General features: G+C 67.1%; 12 protein-coding genes. 3 read left to right on the top strand and 9 right to left on the bottom strand.

Annotated features, from left to right (window positions below):
- Position 1: 1 nt before the first annotated feature.
- Positions 2-451 (bottom strand): TadE/TadG family type IV pilus assembly protein, encoded by a 450-nt coding sequence (locus AC07U0_RS09130; RefSeq protein WP_494719708.1) that lies wholly within the window; start codon positions 449-451, stop codon positions 2-4.
- Positions 452-721: 270 nt separating this feature from the next.
- Here AC07U0_RS09130 and AC07U0_RS09125 point away from each other — a divergent pair, with 270 nt between their 5' ends.
- Complete coding sequence (locus tag AC07U0_RS09125) at positions 722-4,159, top strand: TonB-dependent receptor domain-containing protein (RefSeq protein ID WP_494719707.1); 3,438 nt, start codon at positions 722-724, stop codon at positions 4,157-4,159.
- 144 nt (positions 4,160-4,303) lie between these two features.
- Here AC07U0_RS09125 and AC07U0_RS09120 read toward each other — a convergent pair whose 3' ends face one another.
- The gene (locus tag AC07U0_RS09120) at positions 4,304-5,236 is read right to left on the bottom strand and encodes a rhamnogalacturonan acetylesterase (protein WP_494719706.1); all 933 of its coding nucleotides are present in this window, start codon (positions 5,234-5,236) and stop codon (positions 4,304-4,306) included.
- A gap of 124 nt (positions 5,237-5,360) precedes the next feature.
- Here AC07U0_RS09120 and AC07U0_RS09115 point away from each other — a divergent pair, with 124 nt between their 5' ends.
- Positions 5,361-7,001 (top strand): family 43 glycosylhydrolase, encoded by a 1,641-nt coding sequence (locus AC07U0_RS09115; RefSeq protein WP_494719705.1) that lies wholly within the window; start codon positions 5,361-5,363, stop codon positions 6,999-7,001.
- Here AC07U0_RS09115 and AC07U0_RS09110 read toward each other — a convergent pair.
- The gene (locus AC07U0_RS09110) at positions 6,998-7,759 is read right to left on the bottom strand and encodes a FadR/GntR family transcriptional regulator (RefSeq protein ID WP_494719704.1); all 762 of its coding nucleotides are present in this window, start codon (positions 7,757-7,759) and stop codon (positions 6,998-7,000) included. The two genes, AC07U0_RS09115 and AC07U0_RS09110, sit on opposite strands and share 4 nt — an antisense overlap.
- A gap of 107 nt (positions 7,760-7,866) precedes the next feature.
- On the opposite strand from AC07U0_RS09110, the gene AC07U0_RS09105 reads away from it, so the two are divergent.
- A complete protein-coding gene (locus tag AC07U0_RS09105) occupies positions 7,867-9,684 on the top strand; it encodes an IlvD/Edd family dehydratase (protein WP_494719703.1) in 1,818 nt (605 codons plus the stop codon).
- A 12-nt stretch (positions 9,685-9,696) separates the two neighbouring features.
- Here AC07U0_RS09105 and AC07U0_RS09100 read toward each other — a convergent pair whose 3' ends face one another.
- The 6 genes from AC07U0_RS09100 to AC07U0_RS09075 form a co-directional block, all read right to left on the bottom strand.
- On the bottom strand, positions 9,697-10,527 hold the full coding sequence (locus tag AC07U0_RS09100) for an aldose 1-epimerase (protein WP_494719702.1): 831 nt from the start codon (positions 10,525-10,527) through the stop codon (positions 9,697-9,699).
- On the bottom strand, positions 10,524-11,966 hold the full coding sequence (locus AC07U0_RS09095) for an aldehyde dehydrogenase family protein (RefSeq protein ID WP_494719701.1): 1,443 nt from the start codon (positions 11,964-11,966) through the stop codon (positions 10,524-10,526). Before AC07U0_RS09095 ends, AC07U0_RS09100 begins: the two co-directional genes overlap by 4 nt.
- Positions 11,967-12,033: 67 nt before the next feature.
- Complete coding sequence (locus tag AC07U0_RS09090) at positions 12,034-13,467, bottom strand: sugar porter family MFS transporter (RefSeq protein WP_494719700.1); 1,434 nt, start codon at positions 13,465-13,467, stop codon at positions 12,034-12,036.
- A 60-nt stretch (positions 13,468-13,527) separates the two neighbouring features.
- The gene (gene xylB, locus AC07U0_RS09085) at positions 13,528-14,286 is read right to left on the bottom strand and encodes a D-xylose 1-dehydrogenase (protein ID WP_494719784.1); all 759 of its coding nucleotides are present in this window, start codon (positions 14,284-14,286) and stop codon (positions 13,528-13,530) included.
- Positions 14,283-15,428: a fumarylacetoacetate hydrolase family protein gene (locus tag AC07U0_RS09080; RefSeq protein ID WP_494719699.1), complete on the bottom strand. Its 1,146-nt coding sequence runs from the start codon at positions 15,426-15,428 to the stop codon at positions 14,283-14,285. Before AC07U0_RS09080 ends, xylB begins: the two co-directional genes overlap by 4 nt.
- 98 nt (positions 15,429-15,526) lie before the next feature.
- Complete coding sequence (locus AC07U0_RS09075; protein WP_494719698.1) at positions 15,527-16,516, bottom strand: LacI family DNA-binding transcriptional regulator; 990 nt, start codon at positions 16,514-16,516, stop codon at positions 15,527-15,529.
- Between the last annotated feature and the right edge of the window lie 19 nt (positions 16,517-16,535).

Here is a 16,535-nt window from a genome sequence, read left to right as displayed (position 1 = left end):
CTCAATAGCCGCCGATCCGCACGGTGGCGGAGCGCTCAATCACGGTGGGGGGCTTGGGCAGGGGTCCGGCCAGCAGCATCACCGGGTTGGCGTGGGCGTCGTAGGCGACCTGAACCCGGATCGCCTGGGCGTCGCTGGTGACGCTCACCGTGACGAAGGTCGGGTCCAGCCCGGCGGCCCCGCCGGCCTGGTCCGTCACGAAGGTCCGCGCCAGCTGTTCGCGTTCCGCGGCGTCCAAACCCCCCACTGCGGCCCGGGCCCCCTCAGTAGCCAGCGACTGCACGGATTGCGCGAGCCAGAACCAGCCGCCGTAGACGACCATCCCGGCCAGAAGCAGGATCATCATCGGGCCGATCATGGCGAATTCGATGGCCGCAGACCCCTGTCGGCCACGCTCCGCGCCGCGTCTCAGGTCCTGCTCCGCCGCCTCGTCCAGAAGTCTCCGTCTCATGACGCCCGCCCCGTTTTCGATGGAAAGGGTCACAGATCATCGTTAAACAATGATTATGGCGTAACATTCATCGCATCGTGATGATTGAGCAGGAGTTCTAACCCCGTGTCCCTGGTGCGACGGGAAGTGCCCCAATTGTAATATGATTTGATCTTTTCAGGTCTGTGGCTTGACACCGGTGTCACGTGTCGGGTTAGTAACCGGGCCGAAACACGGCGAGATTCTGTTCAGCCTCCAGAGAGAGGCGGACGTCTTGGGAGGAGAACCGAAATGAACACGCTTCGCGTGCGCGCTCTTCAGTGCGCATCCGCCACCGCCCTGATCATGGGTGTCCTGTCCGCACAACCCGTGATGGCCCAGACGGCGCCGGCGCAGTCGGATGATGGCGCCTCCCAGGTCGACGAGGTCGTGGTCACCGGTATCCGCGGCGCCCTGCGCAGCGCCCTGAGCACCAAGCGCAATGCGAATGTGATGGTCGACGCCATCAACGCCGAAGACATCGCCGACTTCCCCGACGCCAACCTGGCCGAGTCGCTGCAGCGCCTGCCGGGCGTCTCGATCGACCGCGACAACGGCGAAGGCCGCACCATCACCGTCCGCGGCCTGGGCTCGGACTTCACCCGCGTACGCCTGAACGGCGTCGAAGCCCTGTCCACCGCTGGCGCCTCGATCGCGGGCGACAGCCCCAACCGCTCGCGCGGCTTCGACTTCAACACCTTCGCCTCGGAACTCTTCAACTCGCTGAAAGTCCAGAAGACCGCTTCGGCCGAGACGGATGAAGGGTCGCTCGGCGCCACCGTCGACCTGCAGACCGGCCGTCCGTTCGACTATCGCGGCGCCCGCTACGCCCTTTCGGTGCAGGACGCCTATTACGAGAACGGCGAAACCAACAACCCGCGCGTCGCCGCCCTGGTTTCGGACCGCTGGCGCTTCAACCATATCGGTGAAGTCGGTCTGCTGGGCTCGATCGCCTATAACAAGCGCGACCAGACCATCGACAGCTACCAGCGTCAGGCTGGGCAGTCGGACTACACCTATCGTCAGGCTACCTTCGCCGGCACGCCGAACATCGCCGCCGGCACCTCGATCCTGACCCGCCAGGGCTTCGCCGCCCCGATCGGCACCTCCTGCAACAACGGCGTCATTCCCGGCGTCAACATCACCAACATCTCCTACTGCGACGCGCTGCGCGGTTCGAACCTGGCGGCCTACAACCTGATCAACAATCCGATCGGTTCGACGCTGAAAAACAACAACGCCACCGGCACCGCCGCCGGTACGACGGTGTCCCCGGGCTCGCTGATCCGTATCCCGGCCCTGCCGACCCTGAACCAGCAGGATCTGAGCCAGGAGCGCGTCGGCATGACGTTCGGCGCCCAATGGCGCCCGAGCGACCGGACCACGATCAGCTTCGACGGCGTCTATTCGCAGCTGGACCAGGTCTCGACCAACTACCAGATCGTTCCGGTCGGCCTGAACCGCAACAACACCCAGGGCACCGCCAACCAGGCGACCTACCAGATGTCGAATGCCAACGTCGGCGGCACGGCGGCCCAGCGGCGCGCCCTGTACGCGTCCTGCAGCGCCCGCGCCGAGACAGACATCCTGGCCGGGATCGACTGCGGCCAGCAGATGTACGGAACGACGCCGGTCGCGGGCACTCTCTCGGGCTTCAGCTTTAATCCGAACAACCTCGAGCCATACGACTATTACAACAGCCCGACCTCGCGCGGTTACATTGCTGACCCGACCGGTCTGGCGATGCGGAACGCCTTGATCGGCCGTCCGTCGATTCGGCTGATCGATGCGGCCCTGAGCCCGAACGGCCAGAACGCTGACTATCTGGTGCTGGGCAATGTCGATATGCGTTCGGCCGCTGACGAAGCCCGCTACACCACCTACTTCCAGCAGGGCACGATCAACATCGACCACGAGATTACCGACACCCTGCGGGTGCACGCGATCTATGGCGAGAGCCGGTCGGTCAACAAATCCCAGGGCTCGCTGGTCGAGTTCAGCCGCATGAACTCGGGCACTGGCGTCGCGGGCGATGGCTATTTCGTCTATGACGCCCGCGGTGGTGGTGACATGCCGTCGCTGAACTTCGGCTTCGACGTCGCCGATCCGACCAAGTGGGACGTCGTCAAGGGCTTCTCCGCCATCCGCTATTTCGAACGGGTCGTGGACAACCACTACGAAGGCGGCGCGATCGACTTCGCCTATGACCACAGCGAGAACATCACCCTGAAGTGGGGCGCGTCGCAGCGCCGCTACACCTTCTACACCACCGCCCTGCAGCGGGAATCGGCGCGTGAGACCCTGAACCCCAGCCTGCTGGAAGCCGGGACCACCATCGACAAGGTCGGTCGCCTGCATTCCTTCGGCCAGGGCCTGGACCTGCCGGCGGGCACCCCGACCAGCTTCTACGCTCCGGATCTGGACGCCTTCCGCAGCCTGTTCGATTTTGAGTGCAACTGCGTCAACAAGTGGAACGACTGGCGGATTTCGACGAAGTACAACTTCGCCCAGACCTTCCAGGTCCAGGAAACCGACAGCAGCTTCTTCGGTCAGATCGACTTCAACGTGCCGGTCTTCGGCCGGACTCTGCGCGGTAACGTCGGCATCCGTCGCGCCTATACGGATCTGGACTCGGACGGCTTCACCAACCGCGGCCGGGCGATCAACGCGACCAACAACTACAAGAACGACCTGCCGTCGCTGAACATGGCCTATGAGGTCGCGGACAACATGATCGTCCGCCTCGGCATCGCCAAGGTGATGTCGCGTCCGCTGCTCGGCAACCTGGCGCCCAGCGTCACCGCGTTTACCGTGCCGAACGCTCTCGGCGCGACGACCGGCGGCGCGATCACCATCGGCAACCCGCAGTTGAGCCCCTTCACGGCGACCAACTACGACCTCAGCTTCGAATGGTACTTCCAGCCCGACGCCCTGTTCTCGGTCGCCATCTTCGACAAGGAAATCGAGAGCTTCCCGCAGACCCTGGTCGGCGACGGCACCCTGTCCTCGATCATGGACCCGACCGCGATCGCCGAGCTGCGCGCCGAGTTCGAGGCCATCGTCGCCGATCCGGCGACGACCGCCGCCAACCGTACGCTGGCCCAGAACCAGGTCGACTACATCAATGCCGACAGGCCCTTCGCCATTCGCCAGTTCCGCGATGCGCCGGGCGGCTACATCCGCGGGATCGAGCTGAACTATCAGCAGAACCTGACCTTCCTGCCCTGGTACTTCGAGAACCTGGGCATCCAGGCCAACTACACCCACCTCGAATCCGAGCTGAACTACATCCTGACGCCTCAGCCTCTGGTCACGGGCGTCGGTCCGTTCACCGGCGCCTCGCCGGACGCCTTCAACTTCACGGTCTTCTATGAAGTGCCCAAGTTCTCGGCCCGTGTTTCGGCCGCCTACCGCGCGGAATATGTGACCCAGTACCCGATCGCCTCGGGCACCACGGATCCGGGCTTCTCGGACTCGCCGCTGGTCAATGACTTCCTGGGCTCGCAGGAGACGCTGAACATCGACGCCTCGATGACCTACAAGCTGAACAAGCAGATCACCCTGACGGTCGAGGCCCTGAACCTGACGAACCAGACGACCAACCGCTGGGGTTACGCCGACGATCCGGTGGTGACCAACTACGGTTCGACCGGTCGCCAGTTCTTCGTCGGCGCTCGCGCGGTCTTCTAGGGCGAGCCGAACACTTCCCCGGGCTTCCGTCCTGCCGGAGCGTCTGAAAAGGACGCTCCGGTTCTTTTTCGGAAAGTCCGGAGCCGCAAACAGCAAAAGGCCGGGCCGTCGCGAGACGGCCCGGCCTTTCGTTTTATCAATGCGTCAGTTGATCAGGCTGCGGCGCAGGGCGGGCACGGCGATGGCCAGTTCGCGCGTCACCATGGTCGCGAAGAAGGCGGCGCCGGTCGGGCCCAGGTGGGTGTAGTCGAACGACAATTTGGCGTCGCCCATCGGCTCGACCGCGGCATTGTTCTGGGTGGGAGCCGGAGCCGGCGCTGCGCCCGCCGCCGGCGCGGGCGGAACCGGCGCGCCGGCATTGGCCGGAATCGTGGTGCCGGTCAGCAGGGCGGCGGCGACGACCGGCGAGGGCGGCGACTGGGCGAAGCCGGCGGCGAGGCTGGGGCCCATGGCCTGGACGGCGGCGGAACTGTCGGCGTTCAGATCCAGCAGGGGGGTGTTGGTCTCGGCGGCGACAGCGCGGATGGCGGCGGCCCAGGGCTCCAGGTCATTGTCCAGCTTTCCGTCCACGAACTGACGGCGCGTCAGGGGCGTGACCAGGACCGGAATGGCGCCCCTGGCCCGGGTTTCGGCGACATAGCGGCGCAGGTTCTGCGGAAACTCGGTCACCAGATCGGTCGAGCGGCCCGGCTTGCCCGGCTGGTCGTTGTGACCGAACTGAATCAGGACCCAGGTATCGACATAGGCGCCGGTGGACATCTCGGCGAGGGCGATGTCCCACGAGCCTTCCGCCCGATAGTTGCTGGTGCTGCGGCCGCCGCGCGCGAGGTTCAGACAGGCGACGAAGGACACGACGTGGTCCGAGCAGAACCGGCCGCCCCAGCCGCTGTTCGACTGGGTGGTCGAGTCGCCGATCAGGATGATTTTCGAGGCCCGGATGGGGCGCGTGGGCTCGGGGGCCGGGGCGGCGGTGGCGGCCGTTGTGGCCGCGCTCTGGGCGAAGGCGGCGGGCGCGGCGGATGCGAGCAGGGCGCCGGCGAGCGCCCCGGTTAGCAGGCGGATCACGGGATGGTTCATGGGGACGTCAACTCTCCGAAATCGGCGGCCCCCGAAGGCGATTCTTCGGCCCAGCCCCTTGTCGCCGTCTCACGCGGCGCTACGATGGATTTATAATACAAATCGGCTCGACGAGGAAACAGCCATGAAGATGACGAGACGCGGAGCCTTCGGTCTGGCCGCCCTGGGCGTGGCCGCGCCGACCCTCTCAAAAGCGCAGACGCCGTCGGCGGAAACCGCGGCGGCGCCCCTCTCCCGAGACGCCGCGCGCTCGTTCGGGGACTGGACGTCGATGACCTGGCCGAAGGGCATCGAGGGCCAGCGTCTGGCCGATCTCGGCGACGGGACCTTCCTCAATCCGATCCTGGCCGGCGACCACCCGGACCCGTCGATCCTGAAGGACGGCGATACCTATTACATGACCCATTCGTCGTTCGAATCCGTGCCCGGACTGACGATCTGGCAGTCAAAGGATCTTGTGAACTGGACACCGGTCGTGGCGGCCCTGACGAAGAACATCGGCTCGGTCTGGGCGCCGGAGCTGTGCAAGCACGACGGTCGCTTCTTCCTCTATATTCCCGCCCGCACGGATGAATACCGCTCCAGCTACGTCATTCACGCCGAGAAGATCGAGGGGCCGTGGAGCGAGCCGGTCGACCTGAAGCTGCCCAACCATATCGACCCCGGCCACGTCGTCGGCGAAGACGGCAAACGCTATCTGTTCCTCAGCGGCGGCGACATGATCCAGCTGACCGACGACGGCATGGCCACGGTCGGCGAGGTCCGCCATGTTTATGATCCCTGGCGCTATCCGGTTGACTGGGACGTCGAGGGCTTCTCGCCCGAGGGGCCGAAGGTCCTGAAGCACGGCGAATATTTCTACATGATCACCGCCGTGGGCGGCACGGCCGGACCGCCGACCGGCCATATGGTCATCGTGGCCCGCTCGAAATCCGTCTTCGGCCCGTGGGAGAACCATCCGCGCAACCCGATCGTCCGCACCGCCACCGCGCGCGAGAAGTGGTGGTCGCGCGGCCACGCCACCCTGATCGAAGGCCCCGCAGGCGACTGGTGGACCGTCTATCACGGCTATGAGAATGCCTTCTGGACCCTCGGCCGCCAGACCCTGCTGGACAAGATCGTCTGGTCGGCGGACGGCTGGCCCGACGCGACCGGTGGCGATCTGTCCCACCCGATGGCCAAACCCGCTGATCTGCCGGGCCAGCATCACGGCATGGCCCTGTCGGACGACTTCTCGACCGACAGGTTCGGGGTGCAGTGGAGCTTCTACAATCCGGGCCCGGACGAAGGCCGTCGCTTCCGTCGTGAGGGCGGGGTGCTGCACATGGCCGCCAAGGGCACGGCGCCCAAGGACTGTTCGCCCCTGACCTTCGTCCAGGGCGAGCACGCCTATGAGATCGAGTGCGAGATCGAGATCGACGAAGGCGTGACTGCGGGTCTGCTGCTCTTTTATGACTTCGGCCTCTACGCCGGCCTGGGCTTCGACGAGAAGCGCTTCGTCACCCATACCTACGGCATGGAGCGCGGTCGGCCGGGCCATTCGAACGGGCGGCGCATGCATATGCGGCTGACGAACGATAATCACATCGTCACCTGCTACTCGAGCCCGGACGGCGTGACCTGGACCAAGTTCGACCGCCAGATGGAGGTCTCGGGCTATCACCAGAACGTTCGCGGCGGCTTCATGATGCTGCGCCCCGGCATCTATGCCGCCGGCGGATCGGGCGAGGCCCGGTTCAGGAATTTCAAGTATCGGGCCCTCTAGGCCTGATGCTCGCTCTCGACCCGACGGAAGCCCGCGTCGATGACGGCGAGCATGGCGGCGGCGGCCCCCGGGCCGTCGCCCGCCTCGATGCGGTCGACGATACGTTCGTGAGCGTCGACGGTTTCGCGGTGCAATTCGGGCGCGCGGGTCGGCGGGCTGAGGGTGAAGGCCTCCAGCAGGGCGGTCTCGATGACGCTGGCGATCGAGCGCATCATCGGGTTGTTCGACGCCGCCCCGATAGCCAGGTGAAGCGACAGGTCGGCGCGGGCGAATCCGTACTCGGACTTCGTCTCCCCGCGCATGGCGGCAATGGCCATGCGCATGGCCATGAGGTCGTCCGGAGTGCGGTGCTGGGCGGCCAGCTCCGCCGCCGCCGGCTCCACCGCCCGGCGCATCTCGGCCAGATGGCGGCGGAAGTCGGCGTCCATGCCGGTGCGCACCTTCCACGACAGGACCTCGGGATCGAACAGGTTCCAGCGGACACGGTCCGACACCTTGGTGCCGACGCGCGTCTTGACCACCAGCAGTCCCTTGGCCGTCAGGGTCTTGATCGCCTCGCGCAGCGAGGTGCGCGACACCCCGAACCGGTCCAGCAACTCGGGCTCGGGCGGCAGCTTCTCCCCGGAGGCGAACCGGCCCGACAGAATGTCCTCGCCGAGCGTGCGGACGATCTGGGCATGCCCCGACAGGGCGCGATCGCCCCGTTCGGGCTGACCCTCATGTCCGATTCTGGAAGTTCTGATCGCGCGCCTGGCCATATTTCTCCGGCTGTACAGGTGTTTGCGCCGAACGACAAAATTCCGATTTGTCGGATGATAACACCAAACCTCACTCATACGCGCCGCTCTGGCGCAGGACGACCCGCGTGACCCAGACTCCCGAAAAGCCCGCCAAAGCCCTCCCCAAGGCCCTGCGTTCGCGCGCCTGGTTCGACAATCCGGACAATCCGGACATGACGGCCCTCTATCTGGAGCGCTATCTGAACTACGGCCTGACGCTGGAGGAGTTGCGCTCGGGCAAGCCGATCATCGGCATCGCCCAGACGGGATCCGACCTCGCTCCCTGCAACCGCCACCACATCGAACTGGCCAAACGGGTGCGCGAAGGCATCCGCGAGGCGGGCGGCATCGCCCTGGAATTTCCGGTTCATCCGATCCAGGAAACGGGCAAGCGGCCGACGGCGGGGCTGGATCGCAATCTCGCCTATATGGGGCTGGTCGAGCTGCTCTACGGCTATCCGCTGGACGGCGTGGTCCTGACCATCGGCTGCGACAAGACCACCCCAGCCTGCCTGATGGCGGCGGCGACGGTCGACATCCCGGCTATCTGTTTGTCAGTCGGGCCGATGCTGAACGGCTGGCTGAAGGGCGAGCGGATCGGTTCGGGATCGATCATCTGGAAGGCGCGCGAGATGATGGCGCGCGGCGAGCTGGACTATGAGGGCTTCATCAATCTGGTGGCCACCTCGGCGCCGTCGGTGGGCTATTGCAACACCATGGGCACGGCCTCGACGATGAACTCGCTCGCGGAAGCCCTGGGCATGTCCTTGCCTGGCTCGGCGGCGATCCCGGCGCCCTATCGCGAACGGCCGCAGGTCGCCTACCAGACCGGCAAGCGGATCGTGGAGATGGTGCATGAGGACCTGAAGCCGTCCGACATCCTGACGCCCGACGCCTTCCACAACGCCATCGTCGTCAACTCCGCCATCGGCGGTTCGACCAATGCGCCGATCCACATCACGGCTCTGGCCCGCCACTCGGGCGTCGACCTGCCGATCAAGGAGTGGGAGACCGTGGGCCACGCCGTGCCCCTGCTGGTCAATCTGCAGCCGGCCGGGACCTATCTGGGCGAGGACTTCCATCAGGCGGGCGGGGTTCCGGCGGTGATCAACCAGCTGATGGAACAGGGACTGATCCGTGAAGGCGCCCTGACCGTCAACGGCAGGACGATGGGCGAGAACTGCAAGGGCGCGGAGATCGTCCTGCCCGACGTCATCCGGCCGTTCGATCAGGCCCTGATGACCGACGCGGGCTTCCTGGTGCTGGGCGGCAATCTGTTCGAGAGCGCCATCATGAAGACGAGCGTGATCTCGCCCGAGTTCCGCGACCGCTATCTGACCGACCCCGAGGACCCCGAGGCCTTCGAAGGCCCCGCCGTGGTCTTCGACGGGCCCGAGGACTATCACCACCGCATCGACGATCCGGCGACGGGGATCACCGAGCGGTCGATCCTGTTCATGCGCGGGGCCGGCCCGATCGGCTATCCGGGCGCGGCCGAGGTCGTGAACATGCGGCCGCCCGCCTACCTGATCGAGAAGGGGGTCACCGCCATCGCCTGTATCGGCGACGGGCGGCAATCGGGCACCTCGGGCTCGCCCTCGATCCTCAACGCCTCGCCGGAAGCGGCTGCGGGCGGCAATCTGGCCCTGTTGCGCGAGGGGGACTGGATCCGCGTCGATCTGAAGACCCGCCGCGTCGATGCGAAGGTGTCGGACGCCGAGATGGCCGAACGCCGCGCGGCGCTGGAGGCTGCAGGCGGCTTCCAGTATCCGCCGTCGCAGACGCCCTGGCAGGAGCTGCAGCGCGCCACTGTCGGCCCGTTGCAGACCGGCGCCGTGCTGGAGCCGGCGGTCAAGTATCACCGCATCATCGACAAGTTCGGCAACCCTCGCGACAACCATTAGGGGCCGAGCGCGTCAGTCGCGCCCGATCGTCATCCAGATAGACAGGGTCCCGCCGGGCTCGAGCACGGTGTAGCCCTGCTCGCCCGGCGCCCCCTGATTGAAGACATCGGGGCGGTGTGTCACCGGCTCGACGCACAGGAAGTCCTCGCCGGTCGGGACATAGACGTGCAACCGGTCTGCGGAGGCGCGGACGGTCGTGGTCCCGGCGGCGTCGGACAGGCGCGCCTCGCCGGACCAGCCCTCGAAGCAGTGGTCCACGAACGGGGCGTCGGCGACCGCGCGGTCGGTCCAGTCGATGACCTCGGTCAGAGGGGCGAGACAGTCAGGGACAATGTCTTCGCCGGTCCAGACCCCGGTCGCGGGCGCGTTGAGGCGGCTGTTCGCATGGCGCGGGAAATAGGGGTGCAGGCCGATCCCGGCGGGCATGGGCGTCGTGTCGCGGTTGATGACCGACAGGTCGATGCGCAGTCCATCGTCGGACAGACTGAAGGTCTGGCGCGCCTCATAGCGCCAGGGCCAGCCGTCGGCGCCGAAGCTGAGGGTCAGGCGGTCGGCGGCCTGTTCCAGCACGGTCCAGACGCCCAGCCAGCCCTCGCCGTGCAGGGCGTGGGGCGCGAAGCGCGGCAGGACCGGCAGGCGGATGTCGCGGTCGTCGAAGATGAACCGGCCCTGCGCGATCCGGTTGGCGTAGGGGACCAGAGGGAAGCAGGCGAAGTCGAGGATGTCGGTTGCCCCACTGGGCGTCAGGCGCAGGACGTCTTCGCGGGCCTTCGTCAGGGCGGCGACGGCGCCGCCCTGAAGTGCGATCGTGGCGGACCAGTCGCCGTGTCGGAGCCCGATCATCCTGCGGAGTAGGACGTCTTGGTCTGGGTGAAGAATTCCTGCGCCGCGAAGCCCTGTTCGCGCGCGCCGTAGCTGGACTTCTTCGTCCCGCCGAAGGGCACGTGATAGTCGACCCCGGCGGTCGGCAGATTGACCATGGTCATCCCCGCCTTCGCCCGGCGCTGGAAGTCACGGGCGTGCTTGAGGCTGGAGGTGACGATGCCGGCGGACAGGCCGAACTCGACCCCGTTGGCGACGGCCAGTGCCTCCTCATAACTCTTCACGCGGAGGGTCGAGGCGACCGGGCCGAAGACCTCCTCGTTGTTGATCTTCATGTCCGGGGCGGTGTCGGCGATCAGGGTCGGCTGGACGTACCAGCCGGGCGTTTCCAGCGTCAGTCGCTCGCCGCCGACGGCGATGCGGCCGCCTTCGTTTTTCGCGATGTCGATATAGCGGTAGGAGGTCTCCATCTGGGCCTCCGACACCGCCGGACCCATCTGGCTGGTCGGGTCGAGCGCGGGGCCGACCTTGAGCGCCTTCAGTTTCTCACTGAGGGCGGCGACGAATTTGTCGTGGATGCCGTCCTGAACGATCAGGCGGCTGGAGGCCGTGCAGCGCTGGCCGGTGGCGAAGAAGGAGCCGTCCAGAGCGATGGCGACCGCGCGGTCGAGGTCGGCGTCGTCGAGAACGATCAGCGGGTTTTTGCCGCCCATCTCCAACTGGACACGCGCCTGACGCTTGACCGCGCCGGCCGCCACGCCCGCGCCGACGCTCTGGGAGCCGGTGAAGGAGACGGCGTCGATGTCCTGATGGTCGACGATGGCCTGACCGACACCGCCGCGGCCGATGATCATGTTGACGACGCCCTTGGGCAGGCCCGCTTCATGCAGGATGGCGACGAGGGCCTCGGCGGTCGCGGGGGTCAGGCCGGCGGGCTTGATGACGACCGTGTTTCCGAAGGCGAGGGCCGGAGCCATCTTCCAGGCCGGGATGGCGATGGGGAAGTTCCAGGGGGTGATCAGGCCGACGACGCCGACGGCCTGACGATAGGTCTGGATCTCGACGCCCGGACGGGTCGAGGCGAGGTTCTGGCCGTGCAGGCGCAGGGCCTCGCCGGCGAAATACTTCAGGATGCGACCGGCGCGCACCGTCTCGCCGATACCCTCGGGCAGGGTCTTGCCCTCTTCGCGCGACAGCAGGCGGCCCAGTTGTTCGCGGCGCTCCATGACCAGCGTCCCCGCCCGGTCCAGCACGTCGGAACGGACTTCCGGCGAGGCCTCGGACCAGCTCTCGAAAGCGGCCTTGGCGGCGGCGACCGCCTGATCGACCTCGGCGACGCCGCCGTCAGGCGTGCGGGCCACGACCTCACGGGTGTCGGACGGGTTCAGACCCTGTCCCGGACGGTCGGCGGAGACCTTCTCGCCGTTGATCCAGTGGGAGAGTTCGAGGGTGTCGGTCATGGGGATGCCTTCAAATGAAAACGGGCGGCGGGGGAGCGCCGCCCGATGGAGAAAACAGGCTGTTCGATCAGCCCTGCATGTCTTCCAGTTCGCGACCGCGCGTCTCCTTCACCCAGGCCTGGACCAGGAAGTAGGAGATCAGGGCGCAGGCGGCGTAGAAGCCGTAGGTGATCGGCAGACCGAGGCCCGCGGCCATGGCCGGGAAGCTGACCGAGATGCCGAAGTTCGCCAGCCACTGGGCCAGACCCGCCACGGCCAGTGCCGACCCGCGCATCTGGTTCGGGAACATCTCGCCCAGCATGACCCACATGACCGGGCCCCAGCTGAAGTTGAAGAAGACGACATAGAGGTTGGCCGAGATCAGGGCGATCAGGCCGACCTGATCGGGCAGGTGCATGGCGCCGTCGACGAACTGGGCCTGTGAGAAGCACCAGGCGAGGACGCCCAGCGTCACCGCCATGCCCGCCGAACCGATCAGGAGCAGGGGCTTGCGGCCGATCCTGTCGATCACGGCGATGGCGGCCAGACAGGCGAGGATCGACAGGCTGCCGGACAGGATGTTGATCAGCAGGGCGTCGTTTTCGGAGAAGCCCACCGACTGCCACAGGGTCGCGCCGTAGTAGAAGACGATGTTGATGCCGACGAGCTGCTGGAACACAGCCAGGATCAGCCCGGCCCAGAGGATCGGACGCACCTTGTGGGTCGAGGGATCGAGCAGGTCCTTGAAGCTGGGCTTGTGATCGGCGGCCAGGGAGGCGCGGATCTCGGCGACCTTGCGGGCCCCGGCTTCGGCGCCGAACAGCTTGGACAACACGGCCTGGGCCTGGGCGTCCTTGCCCTTGGCGACGAGGAAGCGCGGGCTTTCCGGGATGGCCAGAAGGGCCAGCAGATAGATGGTCGCCGGGACCACCTGCAGCCAGAACATCCAGCGCCAGGCGGGGAAGCCGCCCCAGAACTCGGCGGTCGAACTGCCCGCCGTATGGGCCAGGGCGTAGTTGCCGAGGAAGGCGCCGGTCAGGCCGGTGATGATCATGATCTGCTGCACGCTGGACAGGCGTCCGCGCATGGAGGCGGGGGTGACCTCGGAGATATAGGCCGGGGTCAGGACGCTGGCCGCGCCGACGCCCAGACCGCCGATGAAGCGGGCGATGACGAAATGCAGGGAGCTGTCGGCCGCGCCGGCCCAGAAGGCGCTGATCACGAACAGGCCGGCGGCGATCAGCATCACCGTCTTGCGCCCGATCAGGTCGGCCAGACGACCGGCGATGAAGGCGCCGACCGCACAGCCCAGCAGGATGGCGCCGACATTGATGCCGACGCTGAGCTCCGACAGATTGAAGGCGCTCTTCAGCCCCTCCTGGGTGCCGTTGATGACGCCGGAATCATAGCCGAACATAAAGCCGCCGATGGTGGCGACGGCCACGATCAGAGCGATGAAGGCCATATTGACCTTGTCGGTCCCGGCGATGTCGGGGCCATTGCCCCCGGTGGGTCCTGCCATTTGCCTCTTCTCCTCCGCATGGGGCTCTGACGGCCCCTGTTGTGATGATGGACTGTTGCCTCAGCGCCAGCCGGCGTCGACCCAGTATTCGTGGCCTGTAATGAAACGTGCATCGTCGGACGCGAGGAACATCGCCAGCGCCGCGACATCCTTCGGTTCGATCCGGCCCTTGAGGCACTGGGCGGCGACGATCTCGGCCTCGCCCTCAGGGGTGTACCATTTCATCTGACGCGGGGTTTTGACGTTGCCGGGCACGATGCAGGCGACGCGGATTCCATCCACGCCCAGCTCGCGCGCCAGACCCCGGGTCATGCCCTCGATCCCGGCCTTGGCGGTTTCATAGAGCGACAGGTCGGGCAGGCCGAGGTGCCAGGAGATGGAGCCGAGGTTCAGGATCACGCCCTGACCCGCCGTCTTCATGCCCGACGCCACGGCCTGGGCCGCGAAATAGAGGTGGCGCAGGTTGACCGCGATCCGGTCGTCCCAATAGGCGGGGGTGACTTCGTCCAGCGAATGGCGGTCGTCGTTGGCGGCGTTGTTGATCAGGACCTCGATCGGCCCGACCTCGGCGGCGATGGCCTCGAAGGTGGCCTTCAGGGCGGCGAGGTCCGTCAGATCGCAGCGGCGATAGGCGGGCGCGGGGGAAAGGCCCGACAGGCTGTCGGCCAGCGCGGTCGAATCCGCGTCGGCGACATCGAGGAAGACAACCCGGGCGCCCTGACGCGCGAAGCCCTCGGTCAGGGCCGCGCCGATGCCCGAGCCGCCGCCGGTGACGACCACGACCTTGCCGGCGAGGGAGGGATATTGATTGCTCATCAGGCGGTTCCCAGAAGGCCGCGGCCGGCGAGGTTCTTGATCAGGGCCATAACGCCCATGGTCCAGGGCGCGGCGAGGTCGCAGGTGGTGACCTCATTCTCCAGCACGCCGAGGCGCGGGGAGGAGACCTTCACCCGGTCGCCGACCTTGTGAGTGAAGCCGCCGCCGGGTGTGTCGCGATCCTGGATCGGGGCGAACATGGTGCCGAGATAGAGGGCGAAGCCGTCGGGGTACTGGTGGCTCTTGCCCGAGGCCTGTTTCGCCAGATCCTCCGGATCGCGGCTGATCAGGCGCATGGAGCTGGCGCCCGACAATACGAAGCCCTCGGGGCCTTTCACTTCCAGCGAGACCGTAGCGTCGCGGACGTCGTCCATCGAGAAGCCGGCGTCGAACAGGCGGATGAAGGGGCCGACCGAGGCGGAGGCGTTGTTGTCCTTGGCCTTGCCGAGCAGCAGGGCCGAACGGCCCTCGATGTCGCGCAGATTGACGTCGTTGCCGAGCGCCGCGCCGACCGCCTTGCCGGCCGGATCGACGACGATGACGACCTCGGGCTCGGGATTGTTCCAGTGGGAGTCCGCGCGGACGCCGACATGGGCGCCCCAGCCGACCGAGGACAGGCAGGGGGCTTTGGTGAAGATTTCGGCGTCGGGGCCGATGGCGACCTCCAGATACTGGGACCACAGGCCGTCGGCGATCAGCGCGGCCTTGAGCTCGGCGGCCTGTTCCGAGCCGGGCTTCACCTTGGCCATGTCGCCGCCGATGCGCTCGGACAGACGCTCGCGGATGCCGGCGGCGACGGAGGCCTCACCGCGCGCGCGCTCCTCAATGACGCGTTCAAGCGCCGAGACGGCGAAGGTGACGCCCGAGGCCTTCACGCATTGAAGGTCGAGCGGGGAGAGGAGGCGCAGGTCGCCATCCTCCCAGACGGAGGCCACCGTGAGATCCTCGATGGCGCCGAGATCCGGGCCGGTCGCTTTCGCCAAATCGGCGCGCGACAGGGCCTCGGCCGAGGTCGGAGCGAAGGCGGAGATGTCGTAGAGTCGGCCGCCGCGCAGCAGGACCGGGGTCGGGCCCTCGGCGGCTTCGATACGGCCCAGAAGGGTCGCGTCGCGCCAGTCCTCGGGCAGGATGTCCGTCAGCCTCATCTGTTCCTCCGCCCCGGCTGCACCGCCAGGATCATCTTGTGTTAGCGCTAACATCATCTGGCAGGGCGCGGGTTGTCAAGCCGGCTTCGGGCAGGAGGTCAGGCGGGCGGGGCGGAGGTCCCGCGTTCGATGAGGGCGTGGGGGAAGACGACGTTGCCGTCGGCCGCGCCCCGAACCAGCAGAGCCACGGCTTCGGCGGCCATGCGGGCTACGGGTTGGCGGACGGTGGTCAGGGGCGGCCAGACCGCCGTGGCCATGGGGATGTCGTCGAAGCCGACGACGGTCAGATCACGCGGCACGTCCAGCCCTCTCTGGTGCGCCACCGCGACGGCGCCCAGCGCCATGTCGTCATTGGAGGCGAAGATAGCGGTCGGTGGAGAGGGCCGGTCCAGCAGGCGACCCGCCGCGTCCAGCCCGGAGCGATAGGTGAAGTCGCCCGCCTCGATGACGGCCTCGGCGCCCGGACAGGCGTCGACCTCGAACTGGAAACCGATCAGCCGCTCGGCGCTGGCGCTCTGGTTGGCCGCGCCGGTGATGAAGCCGATGCGGCGATGGCCGAGGTCGAGCAGGCGTCGGGTCATGGCGGCGGTGGCGGCGCGGTCGTCGATGCGGACCCCGAGGGTCTCGGGCCGGAAACTCCCGGCGGCAACTATAACCGTCTTCAGTCCCAGACGGTCGGCCTCGGCGAGGGCGGCGACGGACTCTCCGTGCGGCGGCGGAAGGACCAGACCCCTTGCGCCCCCGGCCGCCAGCCGGCGCACCGCAGCGACCTCGCTCTCGGCGTCATCGTCGCACTGTTCGACCAGCAGCTGGCCGCCGTGGGTGCGGACCCCCTCCAGCGCGCCGAGCAGGAACTCGCTCAGATATCCGGCGCTGGGGTTGGACCAGATCAGGCCGATGCGGTCGAGGCCGCCGAGCGCCAGACTGCGCGCCGCGACATTGGGGGCATAGCCCAAGGCCTCGACGGCCTTGAGCACCGCCTCGCGCGTCTCGGGCTTCACCGCGCCGCGGTTGTTCATGACACGCGACACGGTCATGGCCGAGACCCCGGCTTGCGCCGCGACGTCGCTGATCCTGATTCCGCTCATCCGCTGACCATGGGGCGCG

This window comes from Brevundimonas sp. GW821-FHT02A10 (assembly GCF_059422025.1).
Note: the sequence above shows the minus strand (reverse complement) of the source record. Positions and strands in the feature narration are given on the sequence as shown.